We start from the raw sequence: 21,581 nt of genomic DNA, 5'->3' as shown, positions 1-21,581 counted from the left end.
TAAAAAGACAGTGTACAGAATGGGGCGTGCCCGACACAACACTTGTTGGTCAAAGGCATACGGATCATTCACTTCCAAGGGCAGCCTTTTCCATGTCCAGGTAAACGCGGTACGCATTTGCCTTGTTTGATGCCTCAAAAGCTGGCAAAGATTCGTAACGGGACCAGTCGGTTTGCTGATAGGCATCCTCAAAAGGCACCCAGTTTTCCACGGCATCCTTCATCTGGCTGCGCACGAAAGACAGGTAATTATAGGTGAAGTCCAGTGCTTCCATTGCGTTCGGGGACGCAGGTCCGTGGCCGGGTAGCAAAATCTTTGGCTCCAGCTTCCTGACCTTTTCGATAGCCTTCATCCAGTTTTCGGTATCAACCTGGTCACTGTTCAGAAACGGAACCCTGCCGTTCTGGATGATATCGCCTGAAAACAGCACTCCGGCGGGTTCCACCATCATCATACTGTCGTCGGGCGAGTGCGCAGGGCCTGCATGGTAAATACTGAATCGGTATGAACCGGATTCCAGGAACATTTCATCCGCAAGCGTGACGTCTGGCGGAATTACCCGTGTTTTCTCATTAACCCAGGGGGTCAGAGCCTGCTGTCGTTGGGCCAGGCGCTGTTCCGCATCAGGACTGGTGATGTAACCGCTGGAGCTGTCCTGGGCGATAATTTTGGCTTTCGTCAGGTTCTTGAAAGCCTGAAGGCCATATATGTGGTCGGCATGGTAGTGGCTGACCACCACGTGCGTTATGGGCTGATCAGTCAGCTTCCGTATTTCCCGGATCATAGCGTCGCCCAGACTCGGCGTGCCCAGGGCATCAAAGACAACCACACCCTCTCCGGTTATTACGAATCCGGCATTCGCGGTAAAGCCTTGATTGGTTTCGCCCGGCACCCCCGATTGTCCCTGGAAAAAGTAAATACCTTCCCCGTTTATCGTCTCAGCACCAAAAGGGATTGAGATATCCGGGTAGGGCGAACCGGATTCGGCCAGAACTGTCCCGGGGAGAAGTATCAGTCCCGCCGCCAGAACGATCAGAGTAGCATCAGTTTTTCCTTTGTGTTGGCTCATTTTTCTTCCCTCGGACCGTTTTTGATTGATTTTTAACTATCTGTATTGGTTATGATTTTCTCTGTTCCGACAACTTTCAACCGGAAAACCCGGTATCGCCTCCGGAGGACAAAGCACAAAAAAAAGTGCTTGTAACCGTCGCCTTTGCCCGCTATAAATAAGTTATATCCTTATAACTCCAACAACAAGTGTGCCCTTCAGTTTGCGAACTGAACGCTGGCCGAATGCTCGCAAAGGGCACCAAAGGAGGATAACAATATGTTCGGCAAACTCCGCCGGCTTAATCAGGACATTTCCAGAATCGCTCTGGAAGAATCAAACAGCTTACCCTCGAACGAACGCCGGCGTTTCCTGAGAAACGGCCTGTTCACTGCTGGTGGCGCCATGGTCGGAGGAGCCCTCGCGGGTATGTCTCCAAGACTTGGTGCCGCAGAAACCCAGTATCCACCTGAAATTCCGTCATGGACCCGTTCGCTTGGGCCTGGTGTTGTCACCGACCCCTATGGTGTTCCGTCGCCATTCGAGAAAGAGGTGATCAGACGGAATGTACCCTGGCTTACGGCTGAAAAGACATCTTCCATCAGTTTCTCGCCGATTCAGCATCTGAAAGGCATTATCACACCGAATGGCCTGTTCTTTGAGCGCCACCATGCTGGCCGACCGGAAGTGGATCCCCAGCAGCATCGTCTGATGATCCACGGTCTTGTCGAGCGCCCAATCATCCTTTCCATGGAAGACCTGCAGCGGTTTCCCAGTGTCTCGCAGATCAACTTTATTGAATGCCCCGCAAACGGAGGGATGGAATGGCGCGGTGCGCAGTTGAATTCCCTTCAGTTCCTGCATGGCATGGTGAGCTGTGCGGAGTGGACTGGCGTCCGGCTTTCAACCCTGTTGCAGGAAGTAGGCATGAAGCCGGAAGGCAAATGGCTGTTGGCTGAGGGATCCGACGGTGCTGCTATGACCCGCAGTATCCCGATGGAAAAGGCCCTGGACGATGTCATCGTTGCCTTTGCCCAAAATGGCGAGGCACTACGGCGGGAACAGGGCTATCCGATACGACTTGTCGTTCCTGGCTGGGAAGGCAATACCCATGTGAAGTGGTTGCGTCGTCTGGAAGTCGGTGACAAACCATGGATGCAACGGGAAGAAACCTCAAAGTACACCGACCTGATGTCGGACGGCACGGCGCATGGATTCACCTGGGTCATGGAGGCCAAGTCGGTCATTACTTCGCCTTGCCCGGAAATGCCTATGCGCGGCAGTGGTATTTACCAGATCGAAGGCATTGCCTGGAGTGGGCGAGGCAAGGTGAAGGCAGTGGACGTTTCCGTGGATGGCGGACGCAACTGGACACAGGCGCGACTGCGGGAACCGGTGATGTCGAAGTCGCTAACGCGATTCTCACTCGAGTGGAGCTGGGACGGCAATCCTGCGCTGCTGCAGTCCCGCGTCATTGATGAGACCGGTTATGTGCAGCCCACACTCGCTCAGCTTAAAGAGGTTCGCGGCACAAATTCGATATACCACAAGAATGCGATCCAGACGTGGCAGGTGAAGCCAGATGGGAGTGTGAACAATGTTCAGCTTTGATAAATCTTCGCGAATCCTGGCCAGTCTCGGGTCCGGGGTGCTGTTAGTCACTCTGACAGCGGTTTGCCATGCCGAACCAGCCGGGCATTACGGCTATGGCGAGCCTGCGACTGAGGATCAGATTGCCGGGTGGGATATTGATGTTCGTCCCGATGGGAAAGGACTACCGAAAGGCAGTGGCACCGTGGACGAAGGCATGAACGTCTTCGAAACATACTGTTCATCCTGTCATGGAGCTTTCGGTGAAGGTATGGGGCGGTTCCCCAAGCTTGCTGGCGGTGATGGGAGCCTCGCTGAGGATCGCCCGGAAAAGACCGTGGGCAGTTTTTGGCCCTACGCCAGTACCCTTTGGGATTACATTCACAGAGCCATGCCATTTTTTGCGCCGCAGTCTCTGACCGATGACCAGGTGTATGCCCTGACAGCCTATGTTCTCAACCTGAACTACATCGTCGACGGAGATTTTGTCGCCAACAGCGATACGCTGCCAAAAGTGAAAATGCCCAACGAAGATGGGTTTATCTGGGAAGACCCGCGACCTGAAATCCGTAACGAACGCTGTATGAAGAATTGCAGGGGTGAGGTGGAAATAAAGGATTCGGCAGTGGGCAAGAATCTGACACCAAGCACGACCGGCCCGCTCGACAAGGGGCTTACAGAGTAATAACTGAAGAGGCGGGGCCACTTGAAACGTGCCGAGGAGGATTGAGTGATGCGTAAAGGGTTAATTTCCGTGTGTTTAACCACGCTCGCACTGAGCGCCACACCGTCGGTCTTTGCAGGGCCGACACAGGCTGAGATTGATCGGGGCAAGGAGCTGGCGTTCAGTCGCAAAGACGGAAACTGTCTGGCCTGCCACAAGATGGATGACGGTAAGCTGACTGGCACTATCGGACCGGCCCTGGCGGATATGGAAACGCGCTTTCCGGACCGGGAAATGCTGTTCCAACGAATTTGGGACGAAACTAAGTTCAATCCGGTGACGGTGATGCCTCCGTTCGGGCGTCACACGATCCTGAGTAAAGAAGAGATCAACCGGATTATCGATTATCTGTATACGCTGTAATAGCGGAGGAGGAGTTGCCGTGATTGACGAAAGGCGAAGAGGCTTTTTGAAAGGAGTGCTGGGCGTAGGTGTTGCCGGCTTTGCATTGGGTTCCGGAATTGTACCGCTTCGGGTTGAGGCCGCGACGGCCCCGGACGCAGGCGACTGGCCTAAAAAAGCGTTCAACACGCCGGGTGTCGACGAAACGATTTCTGAGCTCTATGGAATGGACGCAGAACAATCTGACAAGATTTCTGTGGATCTGCCAACCATTGCTCAAAACGGCGCAGTGGTGCCGGTAACGGTCGAAACCACACTGCCAAATGTGACGAGTATTGCATTGCTGGTTGCGCAGAACCCGAACGCTCTGGCGGCATCGTTCAAGATCCCTGAGGGGGCGCTACCGTTTGTATCTAACCGGCTGAAAATGGCCGAGACCACAGACGTCATAGCGGTGGTTATTTCCGATGGCAAGGCCTACAGGGCCACCAAGAATGTGAAAGTGACCGTCGGCGGCTGCGGTGGTTGATCGCTAGAGGGACAGGAGAGAAAGAATGGCTTCCAGTATCAGAGTACGTGCAGTAGAAAACGGTGGCGTAACGTCACTCAAGGCCCTGGTCCGGCATCCAATGGATTCGGGGTTCGTCAAGGACTCCGCCGGAAATGTGATTCCCGCTCACTTCATTCAGGTGTTGACTATTAACCATAACGGTAAAGACGTGTTTGTTGCCCATTGGGGACCTGCCGTTTCAAAGGATCCGTTTCTTGAGTGCCGGTTCGAGGGTGCCAAGAAAGGAGACAAGCTCACGATCAGCTGGGTGGATAACAAAGGCGAGAGTGATTCAACCACAGCGACGATCGGCTAAAGGTTGCTGGCGGACAAGGCCCCGGGGTTTTGCACCGCCGCAGAGGAGGATTGGACATGCTTAAAGCGAAAGTCATCCTGGTCGCCTTGGGAGCGGCAATGGTCTTGCCACAGGCACTGGCAGCAAGTTCGCCGGAAGAAGACCGGAAAGCAGCGGTTGAGTACTTCAAGCAGAGATTCCCCGACGTTCCGTTCAAGGAATTCGTCAACGGTCAGTACGCACTGGATGAAGACCGACGGTCCCAGTGGGAATCGTTACAGGATTTTCCGCCCTATGAGTTCGCGGTAGCGGAAGGCCAGGAGATGTTTGAGACACCCTTTGCCAATGGCAAGACCTATGCAAGCTGTTTCGAGAATGGCGGCATAGGGATACGTCAGAACTACCCTTACTTCGATATGGAGAAGAAGGAAGTTATAACGCTCGAGCTGGCCATCAACCGTTGTCGGGAGGCAAATGGTGAGAAGCCCCTGAGATACAAGAAAGGGGATATTGCCTCAATCTCGGCGTACATGGCTTCGACCTCTGAGGGCAAGGCGTTCGATATCAAGGTTCCGGATGAACCGGCGGCGATGGCGGCTTATAAGGATGGTAAGGAATTCTATTACAGTCGCAGAGGCCAGCTGAACTTTTCCTGCGCCAGCTGCCACGTACAAAACCCGGGCAACTGGATTCGTGCAGACCTGCTTTCACCGGCGCTGGGGCAGCCCTCCAACTTCCCTGTTCATCGTTCGAAGTGGGGCGAGCTGGGCACTTTGCACCGCCGATTCGCCGGGTGTAATAACAACGTTCGTGCTGAGCCCTTACCACCTCAGAGTCTGGAGTACCGGAACCTTGAGTACTTCCTGACCTACATGAGCAACGGCCTGCCAGTGGTTGGTCCGGCCACACGCCCATAATCGGGAACGGAGTTGGGAGAATTGAAATGAATAAATCATTACTGACACTCAGTGCGTTCCTGGCCTTTGGTATATCCCTTTCGGTCCAGGCAGGGCCCAAAGAGGATTTTCAAGCGATTTACTCGGAGGCTGAGAGCATCCATGAGGATGCTGGAAACTTCCAGTGGACGACGACATCAGACCGGCTCAAAGCCGCCAAGTCCGCGGCCGAGAACGGTGATTACGACAAAGCGAAAACCATGGCCAGCGAGGCCGTGGAGCTGGCGAAGGAGTCCGTTGCCCAGCGAAAGGATCAGGGAGAAGCCTGGCGTAACGTCGCGCTAGGCGGCTAGAGCTCCCCCGCAAAACAGCTAGACCCTGTGTCCTGGGCTCCGCCCAGGTCGCAGGGATTGCTCGTCGATTCCAACAAAGACAAAGACAAAGAGAGGAAAAGACAGTGTCGATTTCCCGCCGAGATTTTCTGTTAGCCATGCAAGCAGCCGCCATTGCCGGCCTTGCCCCGAAACTTGCTCTGGCGAAAGGGGGAGAGGGACTGTACGACATACCGAAGTATGGCAATGTGCGGCTGCTGCATCTGACAGATATTCACGCCCAGCTATCACCGGTGTACTTTCGTGAGCCTAATGTGAATCTCGGGGTCGGCCCCAGCAGGGGCAAGGCGCCCCACCTTGTGGGTTCGCATTTCCTTGAGCACTTCGGGATCCCTGCAAATTCCTCACGGTCCCATGCTTTTACCTACCTGAATTACCAGGAAGCTGCACAGGAATATGGCCGCCTGGGCGGCTTTGCCCACCTGAAAACGCTTATCGACCAGTTGCGCGAGCAAGCGGGGCCGGGCAATTCCTTGCTGCTCGATGGCGGGGATCTGTGGCAGGGATCAGGAACCGCCTACTGGACCCAGGGCGAGGATATGGTAGAAGCCAGCAATCGTCTTGGCATCGACATTTTGACGGGGCATTGGGAGTTCACTTACCCGGAAGAACAAATCCGGAAAAACATAAACGGTTTCAAGGGCGAGTTTCTGGCCCAGAACATCTTTTTGTCGGACGAAGCCATGTTTATGGGTGCCGAGTCTTTTGACGAAGCGAGTGGTCGGGTTTTTAAACCTTATTCGATCCGTGAGCTTGGTGGAAAGCGTGTTGCAGTCATTGGCCAGGCCTTTCCGTACACGCCGATCGCCAATCCGTCCTATTTCATTCCTGACTGGCGCTTTGGTATTCGGGAAAACGAGATGCAGGCGCTGGTTAACGAAATCCGGGAAACCGAAAAGGTTAATGCCGTCGTCGTTATTTCCCATAACGGCATGGATGTAGACCTGAAAATGGCTAGCCGGGTAAGCGGTATCGATGCAATTCTCGGTGGCCATACGCACGACGCAGTACCGCAGCCGACTGTCGTCAAGAACTCCGGTGGTAAGACCCTGGTCAGTAACGCCGGCACCAATGGCAAGTATGTGGCTGTGCTGGATCTGGATATCGGAGACAGCGGAGTGCGGGGATATGAATACAAACTGTTGCCGGTTTTCTCGGATCTGATCAAGCCGGACGCAGCGATGAGCAGCTTTATCCAGGAGGTACGAGCGCCCTATATGGACAAGCTCGGTGAGAAGCTCGCTATCGCAGACGAGTTGCTTTACCGCCGGGGCAACTTCAACGGAACTATGGACCAGGTGATCTGTGACGCCCAGAGAAAGGTTCTGGATGCGCAGATTTCCCTGTCACCGGGATTCCGTTGGGGCACCACTGTTCTGCCTGGGGACGCAATCACAATGGACGATGTGATGAACGCAACTGCGATTACCTATCCTGAAACCTATGTGCGTGAAATGTCGGGCGCCGACCTGAAGCTGATCATGGAAGACGTGGCGGATAACCTGTTCAACAAGGATCCTTACTACCAGCAGGGTGGTGATATGGTGCGGGTCGGTGGCCTCGACTACACCTGTGATCCGACAGGCAGTATGAATGGCCGGATTTCCGATATGCGCCTGGATAACGGAGAGCTCATTCAAGCCGACAAGATGTATAAAGTGGCCGGCTGGGCAACCGTAAACTCGAAGGCGCCTGGTCGACCGATCTGGGATGTGGTCGCTGATTATCTGAGATCGGAGAAAACCGTCAAGATTACCAAGTTTAATACGCCGCGCCTTAAAAACGTGGAGGGTAATCCGGGACTGGAAGATTATCCATCATGAGAAGCATTCGAGGTTTACCACGGATTGGTTTGATATTACTGGTTTTTATGACTCTACTATCAGCCGGGATGAACCTCCATGCCGATGAGCCTTTGAACCCGGATAAACCTTTCGCCGAAAAGTTTCTGCTTCTCCAGTTGAGCGATAGCGATCCGGATAAGCAGTCAATCGTCCTGAGCGTGGCTGGCAACCTTCTGGAGCATTACGATCTGGACCTGATTGATATCGAGATCACAGTATTCGGGCCGGGCGTTCGACTGCTTTATGCCGACAACGAGCACCGGGAACAGATCAGCAGCCTGATGGCCCAGGGGGTTAGGTTTTCGGTGTGCATGAATACGATAGACACCATCGAGAGGACGACTGGTGAAAGACCTGAGCTCCATCCGCAAAGTCTGCCTGTGCAGGTAGGTGTTGCCCATATTCTTGAGAGAGTTGAACAAGGATACGTTTTGGTCCGCCCCTGATATACGGGGCCCGGTAAAGGAAACAAACAATGCGCTCGACACTATCAACATTGATGCTTACAGCAGCTATGGCCGCAACGGGACTGACCAATGCTGCCGAGACAGACCAGCCGGTGATGGTTGAACTCAAGCGTTTGTCCATGGACACCGCTCTGACCATCGCCAAAACCGCTATTGATACATGCCGGCAGCAGGGCGTCCAGGTTTCTGTCACCGTGGTTGATCGCGGAGGCCACCCACAAGTGGTACTGCGTGATGTTTTGGCCATGGATCTTTCGCTGGAAGTCAGCTACCGAAAGGCTTACACAGCCATGACGTTCGCAAGTAACACATCGGCGCTTGAAGACCGTTTCACCGGACCATTTTCCGTTGGCAAGGTTGAGAAGGTTCTTTTGTCTGCAGGTGGTGTCCCCATACAGGCGAGCGGTGAGACGATTGGAGGTGTCGGTGTGAGTGGAGCACCCTCCGGCGAGACTGATGAAAACTGTGCCCAGGCAGGTGTGGATGCCGTTGAAATGGATCTCGAAATGGCGTCATTTTAGCAGGCGAAATTCGAAATAAAAAATAGCGAAAACAATATAGTGCGCGAATCTCTTAAAGCTATTTGTCTTTTGATATGGTTGCCCGGGGTAGCGTTTGGTCAGTACCCGGACGCGGTGCAGATCCTGATTGACGAAGGGCTGAAGGTTGAGGCGAGCTTCAGTGCCCCGGGTGGCGTAGAGGGCTACGTTGGCCGTCGGAACGGTCATCCGGTTTCGCTTTACCTGATGCCGGATGGTGAACATGTCGTTATCGGCAAAATGGTGGACGGCTTTGGGCAGGACCTGAGCGCAGATCATATTCGCGCCTGGTTGCCGAAAACGGATCTGACGGCGGCCTGGGCGAAACTGGAAAGCGCAACATGGATTCCAGAAGGACCCGAGGATGCGAAACGCATCGTCTACGTTTTCACCGATCCCAATTGCGGCTATTGCATTGTGTTCAGAGAAAAGGCTCAGGCTTTTCTGAATCGCGGTATCCAGCTGAGACACATCATGGTTGGCATCATTCAGCCGTCCAGCCTGGCCAAGGCAGCAAGTGTGATCGCCTCAGACGATCCGGTGGCTCAGCTTGATTTTCACGACAGCCAGTTTCCTAAAGACTGGCTTGAGACGGCGGAAAACATTCCAGAACCACTCCGAGTCAAAATCCGGAATAACAACCAGCTGATGGAGGCGCTTGCAGTATCAGCGACACCTTCGGTTCTGTACCGAGATGAACGTGGAGAGATTCGAAAGATCGTTGGTCTTCCGGACGATCTGGCGCTATCGCAGGCGGTTTTCCGGTCACCAGAGTAATTGGGCGATGTATGGATGAGGTACGGACAATGTCATTACGCAATTTCTTTTCAGGGCTGATGCTTTTCGTCCCGATTCTGGTGTTTGCCGCAGAGTCAGGGGTGCCGGACCAGCTTGAGCTGATCAAGGTATCAGACCGGGTGTACTCCGCAATTGGCGAGACAGCACCGGGTACATACGAAAATAACGGCCACAACAATAATCTGAGTTTCATCATTACCGACAAGGGCGTGGTAGTGATGAATGGAGGCGATAACTACCTTCTCGCCAAGGCCTTTCATAATTCGATTCAAAGCGTAACGGATAAACAGGTCAAGTTCGTGGTCAATGAAAACGGCCAGGGGCACGCCATGCTCGGAAACAGTTACTGGCGGGATCAGGGCGTACCGATCATTGCTCATGAGTCAGCGATAGAAGAGTTCCGGGAGCATGGTGATCTCAAACTGGCATCCATGGAAAGCCGGAACAGGGAAAAGGCAGAAGGCACCTACGTGGCGGTTCCGGACATTGGATTTTCCGACCAATATGACCTGGATATGGGGAATGTGAAAATCGAGCTGCGTTATTTTGGTCCGGGCCATTCACCAGGAGACATCGCGCTCTGGATACCTCAGGACAAACTTCTGATCACCGGTGATCTGGGGTTTCACCAGCGATTGTTGGCGGTTTTTGATGATACGGACACCGGTGCCTGGATCGAGTCCTTCGACAAGATGAGTGAGCTGAATACCGGGATCGTTATACCTGGGCATGGCGAGCCGACCACGCTGGATGTCGTCGCCCGGGAAACCAGAGGGTACCTGGTGTTTTTAAGAAGTGCGGTTATCGAGATTCTTGAGAGTGGCGGCGGTCTGGATGAGGCATACAACATAGACCAGTCGGAGTGGGCCTATCTGGACACGTTTGAGGAGTTGGCTGGTAAAAACGCAGGGCGAGTCTACCAGCGACTTGAGTTCGATTACTTCTGAGCGCTCAGTAGCGGAGCAGGGCGGATCCCCAGGTAAAGCCGCCGCCGAAGGCTTCCAGCATGATCACCTCGTTGCGCTTGATGCGGCCGTCGCGAACGGCGGCATCCAGTGCCAGGGGAATTGAAGCTGCCGACGTATTGCCGTGCTCCTGGACGGTAACCACCACCTGATCCATGGACATGTTCAGCTTCTTGGCGGTGGCGGAAATGATCCGCAGGTTGGCCTGGTGGGGTACCAGCCAGTCAATATCAGACTTTTCCATCTGATTGGCCGCCAGGGTCTCATCCACGATCTTGCCCAACGTGTTCACAGCGACCTTGAAGACTTCATTGCCTTTCATTTCCACAAAGGCTCGCCCGGCTTTGACCTGGTCGTAGCCATCAGCGATACCACACGGGACTTGAAGAAGTTCTTCGTACTGACCGTCGGCATGGATATGGGTCGAAAGGATGCCGGTTTCGTTATCGGCTTCCAGGATCACGGCGCCAGCGCCATCACCGAAGAGCACACAGGTGCCGCGGTCTTCCCAGTTGATGATACGAGAGAACACCTCAGCGCCTATCACCAGCGCCTTTTTGCTGGTTCCGGTTTTGATGAACTTCTCCGCGGTGGCGAGGGCATAAACAAAGCCACTGCAAACCGCCTGAATATCAAAAGCAGGACAGCCATGAATGCCGAGCCGCGCCTGGAGAATGCAGGCGGAACTGGGAAAGATTTTGTCCGGGGTGGAAGTAGCAAAAACGATCAGGTCGATGTCCCTGGCATCAATACCTGCGGCCTCTATTGCATTGCGGGCGGCGTGTTCTGCAAGGTCGACTGTAGTCTGACCTTCAACTGCAATATGTCGCTGCTCGATACCCGTGCGTTCACGAATCCACTGGTCAGTGGTGTCGACCATCTTTTCCAGGTCTTTGTTGGTAACGATATTGTCAGGCAGGTAAGAACCGGTGCCGGTAATTCGTGCAAACGTCATTCGTGAAAGTCCCGAGGCGTAACTGTTTATCGTCCCTCCATGCTATACCTATGAACCGTCGTGCGTTATTAGCGATTTGTCAAAGACCCACCGAAACTGGCACGCTCGACTATCATGAAGTAGACAGTGATCCGACTTTGTAACCAAGAGGAGAGAACCACGATGGGAATATCCAACCACGAACTTCACAATGAATTTCCGCAGTACAAGGATCTGATAGACGAGCTGAAACAAAACGATCTGAAATTCAATGAGAAGTTCAAACGATACGCAGAGTTGGATCAGGAAATAGAAGGACTTGAAAAAAGAGACGCCCCCGTCGGAGACGACAAACTCCACCGGATGAAACAGCAACGGGCTCAGCTGAAAGATGATCTTTATCAAGCGCTGATAAAAAACGCTGAAGCTTCCTGAAAATGGCGCAACAAAAAGTTTCCGGAAAACGCTGAAAAGCGCGCCAGATAGGGGTTTCCAAGTATTCAGGAAAGGCTGCCAGGTCATTAGAATAGGTGGCTAATCAAACTTGATCCCGGTTAACGATAACCGGAACAGTTAAACCCTGAATCTGGAGACGCAAAATGAAAAGAGCAGCATCGCTTTACAAAGGTTGGCGAATGAAGCGCAACTTCGTTCACCTCGTTACTACTATGGATAGCCGTTTGCTAAACGACGTCGGGTTTTCACCGGAAGTTGTTGCAAAAAGGTTGAATACCCCGTTTTGGGAGTTCTGATAGACCCCTCGGGGCACAGGGCGGAGTAGTCAATTGATCAAGTGGACTCCGCCCCGGTTTCTGCCGCTCCAATCCGCGTCAGAGCCGAGATGGCCGTCATCGAAATGAAATATGCGTTTGTTCTTAAAGGCTTTTATCCCTAAAAAGTCTAAAAGAATTGATTTGGATCTGTATCCCCCACATCCAGATCGGCCTATAGTGTTGCAACCTCCAGAACCAGAACGGTTCAACCTGAAAAGGAGAGCGCGACCATGATCCAGGAATTCCTTCAAAGCACCTTTCCACTCGACTCCTCCCTTACCCTTAAGCGATCTGACGTAAGCCACAATGGTGCCGGCCACCATCACAGCGAAGGCTATGAGCTGGTCTCCCAAACGGGCGAAACGGTCGGGTTTGTGAAAGCGTGGGAAGATAATCCCAGTTTCCGCGGCTATGTTCACTTTGATTCCGATGGCAACGTCGTAGACTGGAAAGTGTTTACTGCCTCAAACAACGTTAAACGCCATTCCTGAAAAAACGCCCTTTGCGGCGTTAACTGGCCGGGGATTTATCAGTACCCCGGTAATGCCTCACTGTCATTGTGACAGGGGGTCTCACGATGTCTCGGACAGTCATCGATTGATGACTATGTTCAGTTCGGCTTCAAAGCCATCCAGTTGGCCCTGAGCGGGTGAGTGAAGGGCGAGTTGGACCCCGGCGCCTTCGACGATGGCTTCCACTATTGCGAGCCCCAGCCCTGATCCAAGTGCGTCTGTTTTGGAGCGAACAAACCGGTTCCGTAACAGGGCCAGCTCATCCGGGGCAATAATGTCACCGCGATTGGCGACACTCAGGGTTCCGTCGGCGGAGAGGCGTACCCTGACCGGTGCCCCTGTGTCGCCATGTTTGAGTGCATTCTCAACAAGGTTTCTGACCAGAATTGCAAACGCATCCTGATTCAGTAGTGAGTTAACCTGAGTATCCGGAACCTGTATGTCGATCCGCCCTGGCTCCAATCGTTCGTAGTCACCGATGATGGTTTGAAGGATTGGCACGAGATCCTGAGCTTTCTCTGACAGAACACCACCGCCTTCGGCCTTCGCCAGTTCCAACAACTTCTGGGATAGCCGTGCCAGGTCGCGAAGAGAATCTTCGATCTCACAGGCTTTCTGGAGAGAGGTTTCCTCCGACAACTCCGTTTTCAGCCGTTGGACTTTCGCCAGCGCCGTCGCGAGGGGAGTTCTCAGCTCATGGGCGCTGTTCGCGGTAAAGCTCCGCTCCGATTCAAGAGCGCGTCGAAGTCGTTCAAGCAACCGGTTGATTGAGGCTGCAATGGGCTCGAACTCCGTGGGGAGCTGCTCTACGGAAACAGATGACAGATCCCCGGACCCTCGAGACTCCAGGGATTCCCGAAAAACCACAACCCGGCGAAGTGAGAACCTGACAGCCCACCACACGCCAATCAGGCTGACCGGAATCAGGAACAAGAGCGGTAAGAGCAGGGCGAGGCCAGCTTCAAACGCTGCCTCCCGACGGTGTGCCAGAGGTTCGGCAACCTCGATAAAAAGAGTATCACTGACTGCAGATGCACCGTAGATCCGATGGGTAGCGGTATCAAAGAACCCCTTTTTGGGGCGGGCACCGAATACCGAAATGTCCGTATCGTGGGACTGGAGCAGGATCTGTCCCGAAGCGTCCCGGACCAGGTAGGTGAGGTACTCCTCATGGTCTTCCATAGCCGGCGCTCTTTTTTGACCAGCGCCGGATTCCCGGCTGAGGATATCAGTAACCGCAAGGGGGAGAATGCGCTGAGCGGTTTCTTCCAGCGCGCTGTCGAATACCTCGTTCATCTCATGCTGGGCGACCAGGCCCGAGGCTGTGACTCCCATCAACCAAAGCAAGGTGACGCCGACGGTGAGCCCGATGCTGAGCGTCTTTTGCAGGCTGCGCCTAGCTTTCATAGGTTTTCAACCGGTAGCCCATTCCACGAACGGTCACAATCAGGTCCTTTCCCAGTTTTTTGCGAAGCCGGCTGATATAGACCTCAATGGTATTGCTTTCAATCTCGGCACCGAACTCGTAGAGCCTGTCTTCAAGTTGCGAGCGGGAAAGCAGCATCCCGGGGTGCTGGATGAAGGCCTCCAAAAGCGCCCACTCCCGGGCGGTTAACTCTACGGAGTGGCCGTTGCGGAGCACTTTATGATCACCGAGGTTAACGTTCAGATCGCCGACACAGACAACCGGGTTCGGATTGCCACGATACCGTCTCGCCACCGCTGCTATGCGGGCGGACAACTCCGTCAGGTCAAAAGGCTTGACCAGATAGTCATCCGCACCCGCGTTCAGACCGTCGATGCGGTCCGAGACCTGGTCACGCGCGGTAAGAATGATCACGGGCGTGGCGTTACCGGCCTGTCTCAGTTTCCTCAGGAAGTCGATGCCATGGCCATCTGGCAGCATCAGATCCAGAAGCACCAGGTCGTAGGTTGTGGTTCTGACACTGGTTTCGGCAAACCCAAGACTCTGTACCCAGTCCACGGCGTGTCCATCTTCACTGATTTGCTCCTGAACTGCCTCTCCCAGTCCGGTGGCGTCTTCCACCAATAACACCCGCATGTCTCGTCCTTAAACCGGTGATTTGGCAACGATACTACAGCTCGATCCTGACAGCAGCCTGAAATCCTTTCCACCGGCATTGCGCCCAATTAACGAAGATATTTCAGTTCGTTCAGCCTGTTGTCAGGAACGCCGGATACATTGGGTACAACGAAAATAAGGAGGACGAACATGAAGACCACATCTATTGCACTGGCCCTCTCAATGTTGCTTTTGAGTGGGGCGACGCTTGCCGATGATGACTGCGATGACCCGGTTTCAGGCTGGCAGCCACGAGAGAACCTGCGGCAGCAACTCGAAGCCCAGGGCTGGACCGTTTACCGGATAAAGGTTGACGACGGCTGTTATGAAGCGAAGGGACGGGATAACGAAGGCAACCGAGTAGAGGCCAGTTTCGCTCCCTCATCTCTGGAACTCAGGGAGATGGAGCATGAGGACGACGAATACGATGAGGACGATGAATACGACGACCGTAACGGACGGAAGGACGGCAATTACCGGAATAAGGACAAGGTGTCTGGCGAAAGGCCCTTGCCGGGCAACGGCATTGTGAAGAGTCGTCCTGATGTGACCGTTCAGTAAACCGCTGGCCCGCTATGACGGGCCGTAAAGGAGATAAGAGTATGAGAAAACTGTCTTTTATTTTTGGACTTGTGTTGGTGCTGGCCATTCCGGCCTACGCGCAAGCAAGGGAAGTAACGTTCACCACCCAGTTGAATAACTACCGTGGCGATGGCGCGTACATGGCGATCTACCTCACCGATTCGAACGGCGTGTATCAGGGCACACTCTGGATTGCCGGGACAAAAAGCAAGTACTACAAGCATCTGCGGGACTGGGCCAGAGGTAGCGGCATGAACCGGTCCGAATATGACGGGTTGACCGGTGCAAGCGTCACCAGTGGCCGAACCCTGAAAATGACCATGGATCTGGACGATTCGTTGTTTGATAGCGGGTATCAGGTCCGCGTCGACACCGCGGTGGAAGATATGCGAGACAACCGCGCTGATGTGGTTGTTCCCCTGACCACCGAGGGAGCAGGTAAACCCGTCAACGGACGGGGCTATGTGCACTCGTTCACTTACGATCTCTGAACCATAGGCAAGAGGAACCAGCATGTTGCGCAAGCTTCACTCGATTCCGGGCCTGTTCGCAGCCTTGTTTCTGACAGTCCTTGCCATTACAGGTGCGATCTTATCGGTATCACCCGCGCTGGAGCGTTCCAGTGCGGTCATTCCGGCTTCGGGTGAGGTCAGTGTGGCGCAGGTTGTTGAACGCGTGACGGCGCATTATCCGGGCACCGAGCAGATCAAACGGTCGCCCTCAGGCGCGGTCATCGTCTATTACACGCTTGAAGGAAACCCCGGGGCGGACCTGGTGAACCCGATAACAGGCGAGGGTATAGGGCCCTATCAGCCATCGCCTTTCTTTCGTTGGGTTAAAGACCTTCACCGCGCCTTTCTCCAGGATGATGGCGGTCGGCTGTTGGCTGGCGCGATGGCTTTCATGATGGTCCTGATGTGTGTTTCGGGGGCGTTCATGTTGTCCCGTCGCGTTGGTGGGTGGCGTTTTCTCTTGAAGCCGTTCAAGGGTGCCGGTGATCACAGGATCCATTCGGAGTTGGCACGGTTTGCGGCCATCGGATTGTTGTTATCCGCCCTGACCGGCAGTTACATGTCAGCGGCACGATTCGGCTTATTGCCTGATGCGGCCGGCAACGAGCCATCGTTTCCTGCAGAGGTTTCAGGTGGCGAACCGGCACCCATCGGATCACTTGAGGCGCTTAAAAATACAGACCTCAATAACCTCCGCGAACTCGTGTTTCCTTATCCGAACGACCCCCGGGATGTGTTTTCCCTGACCACCCGCCAGGGCTCAGGATTCATTGATCAATCGACCGGCCAATTTCTGAAATATCAGGCGACGCCAGCTAAAAGCCGGATGGTTGAGTGGATTGTCCGACTCCATACCGGGGAGGGCTTATGGTGGCTTGGCCTGATAGTGGGGGCCGCTGCATTGACGGTTCCGGTGCTCTCGGTCACCGGCGCCCGAATCTGGTGGTTGCGTCGTCGTGCGTCAGGAAATCTCCAGGATAATGCCGATAACGACACCGCAGATACCGTGATCCTGGTGGGTTCCGAGAACAATACGACCTGGGGGTTTGCGAGGGTGCTCCACGAGCAACTCACTGGGGCGGGGCGCCGGGTTGTTTCTGTCGACATGAATCGGTTCGCCGAAGAATACCCCCTGGCGTCGATACTTTTCGTGCTGACATCCACCTATGGTGATGGCGGTGCACCGGCTTCAGCGAACGGGTTTATGGAGAGGCTCAGGCGTTTCCGGGAGACACGTGGCCTGAAGTACGCGGTGCTCGGGTTTGGTGACCGGCAGTTTCCCCGGTTTTGTCAGTTTGCCGTGGATGTGGACGAAGCCCTCGGCTATCACGGGCTCGAAAGGTTAGAGGAAGTTACCCTGATTGATCGGCAATCGGCTGAGCAGTTCAGTGAATGGGGAGATCGCATTGCCGATCTGACGGGAGTGCCGCTTACTCTCAACTATCATCCAGAACCTGTCAGCCGGTTTGACCTGGAGCTGGTAGACCGAGCCGATTTTGGTCTGGACATTGGGGCACCCACCAGTATTCTTCGTTTCGGACCTGCCACTAAGAAGCGGAGCGCCCTGGGCTTGTTCGGGAAAAGAGTCTGCCGATTGCCTGATTTCGAAGCCGGTGATCTGGTCGGCGTTTTTCCACCCGGCGATAAGCCAGCCAGGTATTATTCATTGGCCTCTTCCAGCGATGACGGCTTGCTTGAAATCTGTGTTCGCAAGCAGCCCGGAGGGTTGTGTTCCGGATTTCTTCATGATCTGGGGCCTGGCGAGCGTATTCAGGGATTCATTCAACACAATCCGGATTTCCGACCGGCGTCGGGAAACCAACCGATCATTCTGATTGGTGCGGGCGCCGGTATCGGACCACTCGCAGGGTTTATCAGGAAAAATAACTCTCGTCACCCAATGTACCTGTACTGGGGCGGCCGGAATCCCCAATCGGATTTCCTCTACAAGCCGGAGCTTGGCCGTTACCTTGAAGACCAGCGCCTTACACGTTTAAACACCGCCTTTTCCAGAACCCGGGAGAGCGCCTACGTTCAGGATAAAATCATTGAGGATGCGCCGGACGTGCGCCAGATGATTGAAATGGGGGCACAGATACTCGTCTGTGGTGGGCGTGATATGGCTTTGGGCGTAAAACAGGTGATCAATGAAATCCTGAAGCCACTGGAAATGGATGTGGAGAACCTGAAGCGGGAAGGCCGGTATCTGGAGGACGTTTATTGAATGCCGAAATCAGACGAAGGATACATAATTCAGGAGGAAGCACTTTCGGTTCTGGGGTTACGGGGATAGTAGCGTTCCGGCAAGCGCTCGATATGAGGGAAAAACCGGGTGTCTTTGTAGGGCATTTTCATAAAGCCGGAAACGCCGAGCCCGGTGATCTGTTCAACCGCTGACAGGATCTCGTCCAAAAGCCGGCTGAATTCATGTTCCCGGTCCGGGTCAAGCAGCCGGTAGTGGCTGTGAATCTTGAGATGGCGGGGCAGGGCTTCGAAGATGATCATGCCGGTGTGGTGGATGTCGTTCAGTGCCTCGAGCGATCCGATGATGGTTTCGGGCAGGACGAGAAACTCTTCCGGGTCGGGCCCATCCTCGAAGTACGAATGCACGCGAGTCTCGTCCTCCACTTCCGGTGCAGCGCTCACCTCGTAATGCAACCTCATCCCGGGCGTTACCAGAAATGGCTGGTCGGGTTCCGCCCGGTCAATGTGAAGGGTGTTGCGGGCATTGAACAGGCAACTCTTGAAGATGCCCTTGCGATAGATGGCCTGAGCCAGATACACCATGTTGTTGACTGCCTGTTCGAAGGCCGACTTCAGATCCGGATCGTGCAGGTTCAACGAGGTGTCGATATAAATACCGTCGGTTTCCCATCGCACTGCGAGGCCGCCCTCGACAGGGTACCGGCCAAGCCGGCTGACAGCGGCCAGAAACGCTTTCTCGGTTTCGCCCATACCCTGCATGAAATTCTTGTAGTAGCGATCCAGTTGCACGTCATTGACATCGTTGAGGGTCTCCGGCGCGCCTTCCTCGCGCAGAAACGATTTGCGTGAACTGTATACAACCGTGTCGATTTCCTGTTCTGAGGCTCGCACCCACACCGGTACCTGCACTGCGACGGGCTGCTCCGGCAAATCAATCATCACGGTGCGTGCCATGCGTGGCATTTCCTTCAGGTAGTAATCGCCCGCTTTGCGTCGGGTTTCAGGATCCGCCGCCAGCATGCCGTCCAGCATGCGCGCAAATTCCATCGGCAGCCCCAGTGATGTGGCGGGGATAGCCCGGTGACCGAACCGGCACGACTGGGCTGAAGCCAGTGCATATAGCGTTCCTGCTGCACCCTGTTCGTCAAAACGCGGCGATGATAGCCCGCCGTTAAGTTGCTCTGTTCCGATGAAGTAAACATCGCCCAGCCTGGCATTGGTTTGCTGGAGGTTGTCGGACATGAGCTCCATAACGTTCGCGGTAATGAACTGCTGGTTGGCATCCAGCTGAGCAAACACCGACGAGCCCCAGTCGATCAGAGCAATGTTTTCGGTGGTGGCGTCAAAGACCAGGTTTGATGGTTTGATGTCGCCATGGACGATAGGCCGCCCGGCACGGCCATTTTCACGGCGCAGGCTGCGTAGTATATCCGCAAGCTGGTCGGCGATTCTCATGATGAGCCGGGGTTTCAGGCGCCCCTCACGCAGAGAGACTTCCTCCAGGTTAAGGCCGGCAGCACGTTCCATGACCAGAATTGGCTGGTTGTTGGCACGCTGATAGGAAATCAGCTGGGGTACCCTTGGGTGCCGGACCTGCTCAAGTATGTAAGCCTCATCCTCCAGTCGGTCCTGCAGGTGTTGGGGCAGATTGATGCGGGTGAATTTGAAGACGTGCTCCGGGCCACTTTTGGCCTGGCCTGGCAGTCGGCCTGCGAACACAAAACCGTAGGCACCCTTGCCGATCAGCTCAATGTCCCGATAACCCAGTTGGCGGAGCTGGGCGGCGCAGAGCGCCACCCAGTCCTTGAGCTTCTTGGCATCGTCATGGCTGAGCAGATAGATCGACTGCTCTTCGGGAATGTAGAACTGCTGCAGTTCCGTCTTCTGTGCCATGATATCCCGTCAGCCCAGATGCAATAGCATCGATTGGGGCGATTCCAGATAGCCTTTCCACCGATTGCAGAAACGGGCAATGGTACCGCCATCGATAACTCGATGGTCTCCGGCCCAACTCACAGTCAGGATGGCTCGCTCCACGACCTGGCCGTTGGCGTCGAAGCGTGGCAGTTTCTGGGTCCGGCCCAGAGCCACAATCGCCACTTCCGGAGCGTTGATAATGGGTGAGGCATAGGTGCCACCCAGCGCGCCGATATTGGAGATGGTGATGGTACCGCCCTTGAGGTCCTCCTGGCTTACCCGGCCTGATCGGGCCGCCTCGGTCAGGCGGGCCACTTCATCAGCAACGCCCAGCAAGGTCAGGCTCTCAACGCTTTTGACGTTCGGAACCATCAGACCGGCTTTACTGTCCACGGCCATGCCGATATTGCACCGGGGCAGGTAGTGAATCTCCGATACGTCGTCGTTAATCCGACTGTTGAGTACCGGGAACTCCTGGACCGCGAGAGCCATCGCCTTCATAAAGAAGGGCATCAGTGTCAGCCGCGAGCCGCTGGCCTCTGCCTCAGGTTTGAGTTGCTCCCGCAGGCTCAGCAGGTCGGTGACATCAATATCCTCGCTGTAGATAAAGTGAGGGATAGTGGTTGCCGACGTAACCATGCTGCGGGCCATCGCCGCTTTCATGCCTCTGATCGGCTCCACCCGAACTTCCTGTTCACTGGCCGGCTTCCTGCTTTCACGGTTCATGGTTGCTGGCTGTGATTCGCTGGAGGACTCCTGGCTCCGGGCAGGGGCCGCGGGCTTGTCGAGGTGAGCCAGCACATCGGCTTTCAGTACGCGTCCGTCCTTGCCGGAACCGGCGATTTCACCCAGGTTCAGGTCGTTTTCCCTGACCAGTCGACGGACAGCCGGACTGGCGGGAATACGTTGCCGGTTCCCGGCCGCAACGGGTTTTTCCGCTGCCGGTGAGGGTTCCGGTGCCGGCTTTGATTCGGCTTTTGTCTCATGCGGCTCATCACGGTCGCGGGGAATAAAGGCGAATAGCGGTGAATGCACCCGGGCCATAGCCTGTTGCTCATGGTAAAGCTTGGTGATGCGGCCGGCTTTAGGGGCTGTGATTTCAACCACGGCCTTGTCGGTCATGACATCGACCACAGGCTGGTCTTCCTCGATCTCGTCACCTTCGGCCACACGCCATTCCATCACTTCACACTCAACGATGCCTTCGCCAATATCCGGCAGGATAAAGTCTTCGGTGGTCTCGTCGCCGGCCCCCGGGCTTTTTCCCGACTGCGCATTTACTTCCGGTGCCTTGTCGGCAGAGGGTGACGTTTCACTAGCATCCGGAGTTTGCTGTCCTATGTCCGTGCCTGTGTCCGCGCTCTCATCAACCAGTTCAAAAAGTGGGGCGTGGACCTTCGCGATGTCACCTTCCTTATGGTAAAGGCGAGTCACCCGGCCCTTGTACGGTGCCGGAATCTCGACCAGAGCCTTGTCAGTCATCACCTCGGCCACCGGCTGGTCTTCTTCGATCACGTCGCCTTCACTGACCAGCCATTTGACCAGTTCACATTCCACGATACCTTCGCCGATATCGGGCAGTATAAAATCACTCATAGTTGCTCTCCTGTCCT

23 protein-coding genes are annotated in these 21,581 nt (G+C 54.8%); 17 read left to right on the top strand and 6 right to left on the bottom strand.

The window, feature by feature from the left end:
- Nucleotides 1–64: 64 nt before the first annotated feature.
- Nucleotides 65–1,069: an MBL fold metallo-hydrolase gene (locus tag KFJ24_RS06505; RefSeq protein ID WP_250830251.1), complete on the bottom strand. Its 1,005-nt coding sequence runs from the start codon at nt 1,067–1,069 to the stop codon at nt 65–67.
- Nucleotides 1,070–1,327: 258 nt separating this feature from the next.
- On the opposite strand from KFJ24_RS06505, the gene soxC reads away from it, so the two are divergent.
- The 12 genes from soxC (at nt 1,328) to KFJ24_RS06445 (ending at nt 10,432) form a co-directional block, all read left to right on the top strand.
- Complete coding sequence (gene soxC / locus KFJ24_RS06500) at nt 1,328–2,659, top strand: sulfite dehydrogenase (protein ID WP_250830250.1); 1,332 nt, start codon at nt 1,328–1,330, stop codon at nt 2,657–2,659.
- Nucleotides 2,646–3,323: a c-type cytochrome gene (locus KFJ24_RS06495; RefSeq protein ID WP_250830249.1), complete on the top strand. Its 678-nt coding sequence runs from the start codon at nt 2,646–2,648 to the stop codon at nt 3,321–3,323. The genes soxC and KFJ24_RS06495 overlap by 14 nt, the downstream gene beginning before the upstream one ends.
- A gap of 48 nt (nt 3,324–3,371) precedes the next feature.
- Nucleotides 3,372–3,725: a sulfur oxidation c-type cytochrome SoxX gene (gene soxX, locus KFJ24_RS06490; protein ID WP_250830248.1), complete on the top strand. Its 354-nt coding sequence runs from the start codon at nt 3,372–3,374 to the stop codon at nt 3,723–3,725.
- 19 nt (nt 3,726–3,744) lie between these two features.
- Nucleotides 3,745–4,233, top strand: a complete 489-nt coding sequence (gene soxY, locus KFJ24_RS06485; RefSeq protein ID WP_250830247.1) for a thiosulfate oxidation carrier protein SoxY — start codon at nt 3,745–3,747, stop codon at nt 4,231–4,233.
- A gap of 25 nt (nt 4,234–4,258) precedes the next feature.
- Nucleotides 4,259–4,570 carry a thiosulfate oxidation carrier complex protein SoxZ gene (gene soxZ / locus KFJ24_RS06480; RefSeq protein WP_250830246.1) on the top strand — a complete coding sequence of 104 codons (312 nt, stop codon included), beginning with the start codon at nt 4,259–4,261 and terminating at the stop codon, nt 4,568–4,570.
- A gap of 56 nt (nt 4,571–4,626) precedes the next feature.
- Nucleotides 4,627–5,466, top strand: a complete 840-nt coding sequence (soxA, locus tag KFJ24_RS06475; RefSeq protein WP_250830245.1) for a sulfur oxidation c-type cytochrome SoxA — start codon at nt 4,627–4,629, stop codon at nt 5,464–5,466.
- Nucleotides 5,467–5,492: 26 nt separating this feature from the next.
- Complete coding sequence (locus KFJ24_RS06470) at nt 5,493–5,798, top strand: hypothetical protein (protein ID WP_250830244.1); 306 nt, start codon at nt 5,493–5,495, stop codon at nt 5,796–5,798.
- A 104-nt stretch (nt 5,799–5,902) separates the two neighbouring features.
- On the top strand, nt 5,903–7,660 hold the full coding sequence (gene soxB, locus KFJ24_RS06465; protein ID WP_250830243.1) for a thiosulfohydrolase SoxB: 1,758 nt from the start codon (nt 5,903–5,905) through the stop codon (nt 7,658–7,660).
- Nucleotides 7,661–7,707: 47 nt separating this feature from the next.
- Complete coding sequence (locus KFJ24_RS06460; protein ID WP_250830242.1) at nt 7,708–8,127, top strand: DsrE family protein; 420 nt, start codon at nt 7,708–7,710, stop codon at nt 8,125–8,127.
- A 29-nt stretch (nt 8,128–8,156) separates the two neighbouring features.
- A complete protein-coding gene (locus tag KFJ24_RS06455) occupies nt 8,157–8,669 on the top strand; it encodes a GlcG/HbpS family heme-binding protein (RefSeq protein ID WP_250830241.1) in 513 nt (170 codons plus the stop codon).
- A 39-nt stretch (nt 8,670–8,708) separates the two neighbouring features.
- Nucleotides 8,709–9,464 carry a thiol:disulfide interchange protein DsbG gene (gene dsbG, locus KFJ24_RS06450; RefSeq protein ID WP_250830240.1) on the top strand — a complete coding sequence of 252 codons (756 nt, stop codon included), beginning with the start codon at nt 8,709–8,711 and terminating at the stop codon, nt 9,462–9,464.
- A gap of 29 nt (nt 9,465–9,493) precedes the next feature.
- On the top strand, nt 9,494–10,432 hold the full coding sequence (locus tag KFJ24_RS06445) for an MBL fold metallo-hydrolase (protein WP_250830239.1): 939 nt from the start codon (nt 9,494–9,496) through the stop codon (nt 10,430–10,432).
- A gap of 4 nt (nt 10,433–10,436) precedes the next feature.
- On the opposite strand, the gene KFJ24_RS06440 is transcribed toward KFJ24_RS06445, so the two are convergent.
- A complete protein-coding gene (locus KFJ24_RS06440) occupies nt 10,437–11,405 on the bottom strand; it encodes a beta-ketoacyl-ACP synthase III (RefSeq protein ID WP_250830238.1) in 969 nt (322 codons plus the stop codon).
- A 162-nt stretch (nt 11,406–11,567) separates the two neighbouring features.
- Between KFJ24_RS06440 and KFJ24_RS06435 the strand changes: the two genes are divergently transcribed.
- Nucleotides 11,568–11,819 carry a YdcH family protein gene (locus KFJ24_RS06435; RefSeq protein WP_250830237.1) on the top strand — a complete coding sequence of 84 codons (252 nt, stop codon included), beginning with the start codon at nt 11,568–11,570 and terminating at the stop codon, nt 11,817–11,819.
- Nucleotides 11,820–12,387: 568 nt separating this feature from the next.
- Nucleotides 12,388–12,648 carry a hypothetical protein gene (locus KFJ24_RS06430; protein ID WP_250830236.1) on the top strand — a complete coding sequence of 87 codons (261 nt, stop codon included), beginning with the start codon at nt 12,388–12,390 and terminating at the stop codon, nt 12,646–12,648.
- Nucleotides 12,649–12,747: 99 nt separating this feature from the next.
- On the opposite strand, the gene KFJ24_RS06425 is transcribed toward KFJ24_RS06430, so the two are convergent.
- Nucleotides 12,748–14,076, bottom strand: coding sequence for a sensor histidine kinase (locus KFJ24_RS06425; RefSeq protein ID WP_250830235.1), 1,329 nt, complete (start codon nt 14,074–14,076; stop codon nt 12,748–12,750).
- Nucleotides 14,066–14,731, bottom strand: coding sequence for a response regulator (locus tag KFJ24_RS06420; RefSeq protein WP_250830234.1), 666 nt, complete (start codon nt 14,729–14,731; stop codon nt 14,066–14,068). Before KFJ24_RS06420 ends, KFJ24_RS06425 begins: the two co-directional genes overlap by 11 nt.
- A 171-nt stretch (nt 14,732–14,902) precedes the next feature.
- Between KFJ24_RS06420 and KFJ24_RS06415 the strand changes: the two genes are divergently transcribed.
- Genes KFJ24_RS06415 through KFJ24_RS06405 form a run of 3 tightly spaced genes read left to right on the top strand, consistent with a single transcriptional unit; the run spans nt 14,903 to nt 18,070 of the window.
- On the top strand, nt 14,903–15,313 hold the full coding sequence (locus KFJ24_RS06415) for a PepSY domain-containing protein (RefSeq protein WP_250830233.1): 411 nt from the start codon (nt 14,903–14,905) through the stop codon (nt 15,311–15,313).
- 41 nt (nt 15,314–15,354) lie between these two features.
- Nucleotides 15,355–15,825, top strand: coding sequence for a DUF2271 domain-containing protein (locus KFJ24_RS06410; protein ID WP_250830232.1), 471 nt, complete (start codon nt 15,355–15,357; stop codon nt 15,823–15,825).
- A 22-nt stretch (nt 15,826–15,847) separates the two neighbouring features.
- The gene (locus KFJ24_RS06405; protein WP_250830231.1) at nt 15,848–18,070 is read left to right on the top strand and encodes a PepSY domain-containing protein; all 2,223 of its coding nucleotides are present in this window, start codon (nt 15,848–15,850) and stop codon (nt 18,068–18,070) included.
- 29 nt (nt 18,071–18,099) lie between these two features.
- Here KFJ24_RS06405 and KFJ24_RS06400 read toward each other — a convergent pair whose 3' ends face one another.
- Complete coding sequence (locus tag KFJ24_RS06400) at nt 18,100–19,944, bottom strand: protein kinase domain-containing protein (protein ID WP_250830230.1); 1,845 nt, start codon at nt 19,942–19,944, stop codon at nt 18,100–18,102.
- Nucleotides 19,945–19,953: 9 nt separating this feature from the next.
- Nucleotides 19,954–21,564, bottom strand: a complete 1,611-nt coding sequence (locus KFJ24_RS06395; protein WP_250830229.1) for a dihydrolipoyllysine-residue acetyltransferase — start codon at nt 21,562–21,564, stop codon at nt 19,954–19,956.
- Between the last annotated feature and the right edge of the window lie 17 nt (nt 21,565–21,581).

This window comes from Marinobacter sediminum, from assembly GCF_023657445.1.
Lineage (GTDB): Bacteria > Pseudomonadota > Gammaproteobacteria > Pseudomonadales > Oleiphilaceae > Marinobacter > Marinobacter sediminum_A.
Note: the sequence above shows the minus strand (reverse complement) of the source record. Positions and strands in the feature narration are given on the sequence as shown.

What these genes read in the sequence shown, in the direction of transcription:
- KFJ24_RS06505 (WP_250830251.1), bottom strand. Translation starts at nt 1,069, where the DNA reads ATGAGCCAACACAAAGGAAAAACTGATGCTACTCTGATCGTTCTGGCG.
- soxC (WP_250830250.1), top strand. Translation starts at nt 1,328, where the DNA reads ATGTTCGGCAAACTCCGCCGGCTTAATCAGGACATTTCCAGAATCGCT.
- KFJ24_RS06495 (WP_250830249.1), top strand. Translation starts at nt 2,646, where the DNA reads ATGTTCAGCTTTGATAAATCTTCGCGAATCCTGGCCAGTCTCGGGTCC.
- soxX (WP_250830248.1), top strand. Translation starts at nt 3,372, where the DNA reads ATGCGTAAAGGGTTAATTTCCGTGTGTTTAACCACGCTCGCACTGAGC.
- soxZ (WP_250830246.1), top strand. Translation starts at nt 4,259, where the DNA reads ATGGCTTCCAGTATCAGAGTACGTGCAGTAGAAAACGGTGGCGTAACG.
- soxA (WP_250830245.1), top strand. Translation starts at nt 4,627, where the DNA reads ATGCTTAAAGCGAAAGTCATCCTGGTCGCCTTGGGAGCGGCAATGGTC.
- KFJ24_RS06470 (WP_250830244.1), top strand. Translation starts at nt 5,493, where the DNA reads ATGAATAAATCATTACTGACACTCAGTGCGTTCCTGGCCTTTGGTATA.
- KFJ24_RS06460 (WP_250830242.1), top strand. Translation starts at nt 7,708, where the DNA reads ATGACTCTACTATCAGCCGGGATGAACCTCCATGCCGATGAGCCTTTG.
- KFJ24_RS06455 (WP_250830241.1), top strand. Translation starts at nt 8,157, where the DNA reads ATGCGCTCGACACTATCAACATTGATGCTTACAGCAGCTATGGCCGCA.
- KFJ24_RS06445 (WP_250830239.1), top strand. Translation starts at nt 9,494, where the DNA reads ATGTCATTACGCAATTTCTTTTCAGGGCTGATGCTTTTCGTCCCGATT.
- KFJ24_RS06440 (WP_250830238.1), bottom strand. Translation starts at nt 11,405, where the DNA reads ATGACGTTTGCACGAATTACCGGCACCGGTTCTTACCTGCCTGACAAT.
- KFJ24_RS06435 (WP_250830237.1), top strand. Translation starts at nt 11,568, where the DNA reads ATGGGAATATCCAACCACGAACTTCACAATGAATTTCCGCAGTACAAG.
- KFJ24_RS06430 (WP_250830236.1), top strand. Translation starts at nt 12,388, where the DNA reads ATGATCCAGGAATTCCTTCAAAGCACCTTTCCACTCGACTCCTCCCTT.
- KFJ24_RS06425 (WP_250830235.1), bottom strand. Translation starts at nt 14,076, where the DNA reads ATGAAAGCTAGGCGCAGCCTGCAAAAGACGCTCAGCATCGGGCTCACC.
- KFJ24_RS06420 (WP_250830234.1), bottom strand. Translation starts at nt 14,731, where the DNA reads ATGCGGGTGTTATTGGTGGAAGACGCCACCGGACTGGGAGAGGCAGTT.
- KFJ24_RS06415 (WP_250830233.1), top strand. Translation starts at nt 14,903, where the DNA reads ATGAAGACCACATCTATTGCACTGGCCCTCTCAATGTTGCTTTTGAGT.
- KFJ24_RS06410 (WP_250830232.1), top strand. Translation starts at nt 15,355, where the DNA reads ATGAGAAAACTGTCTTTTATTTTTGGACTTGTGTTGGTGCTGGCCATT.
- KFJ24_RS06405 (WP_250830231.1), top strand. Translation starts at nt 15,848, where the DNA reads ATGTTGCGCAAGCTTCACTCGATTCCGGGCCTGTTCGCAGCCTTGTTT.
- KFJ24_RS06400 (WP_250830230.1), bottom strand. Translation starts at nt 19,944, where the DNA reads ATGGCACAGAAGACGGAACTGCAGCAGTTCTACATTCCCGAAGAGCAG.
- KFJ24_RS06395 (WP_250830229.1), bottom strand. Translation starts at nt 21,564, where the DNA reads ATGAGTGATTTTATACTGCCCGATATCGGCGAAGGTATCGTGGAATGT.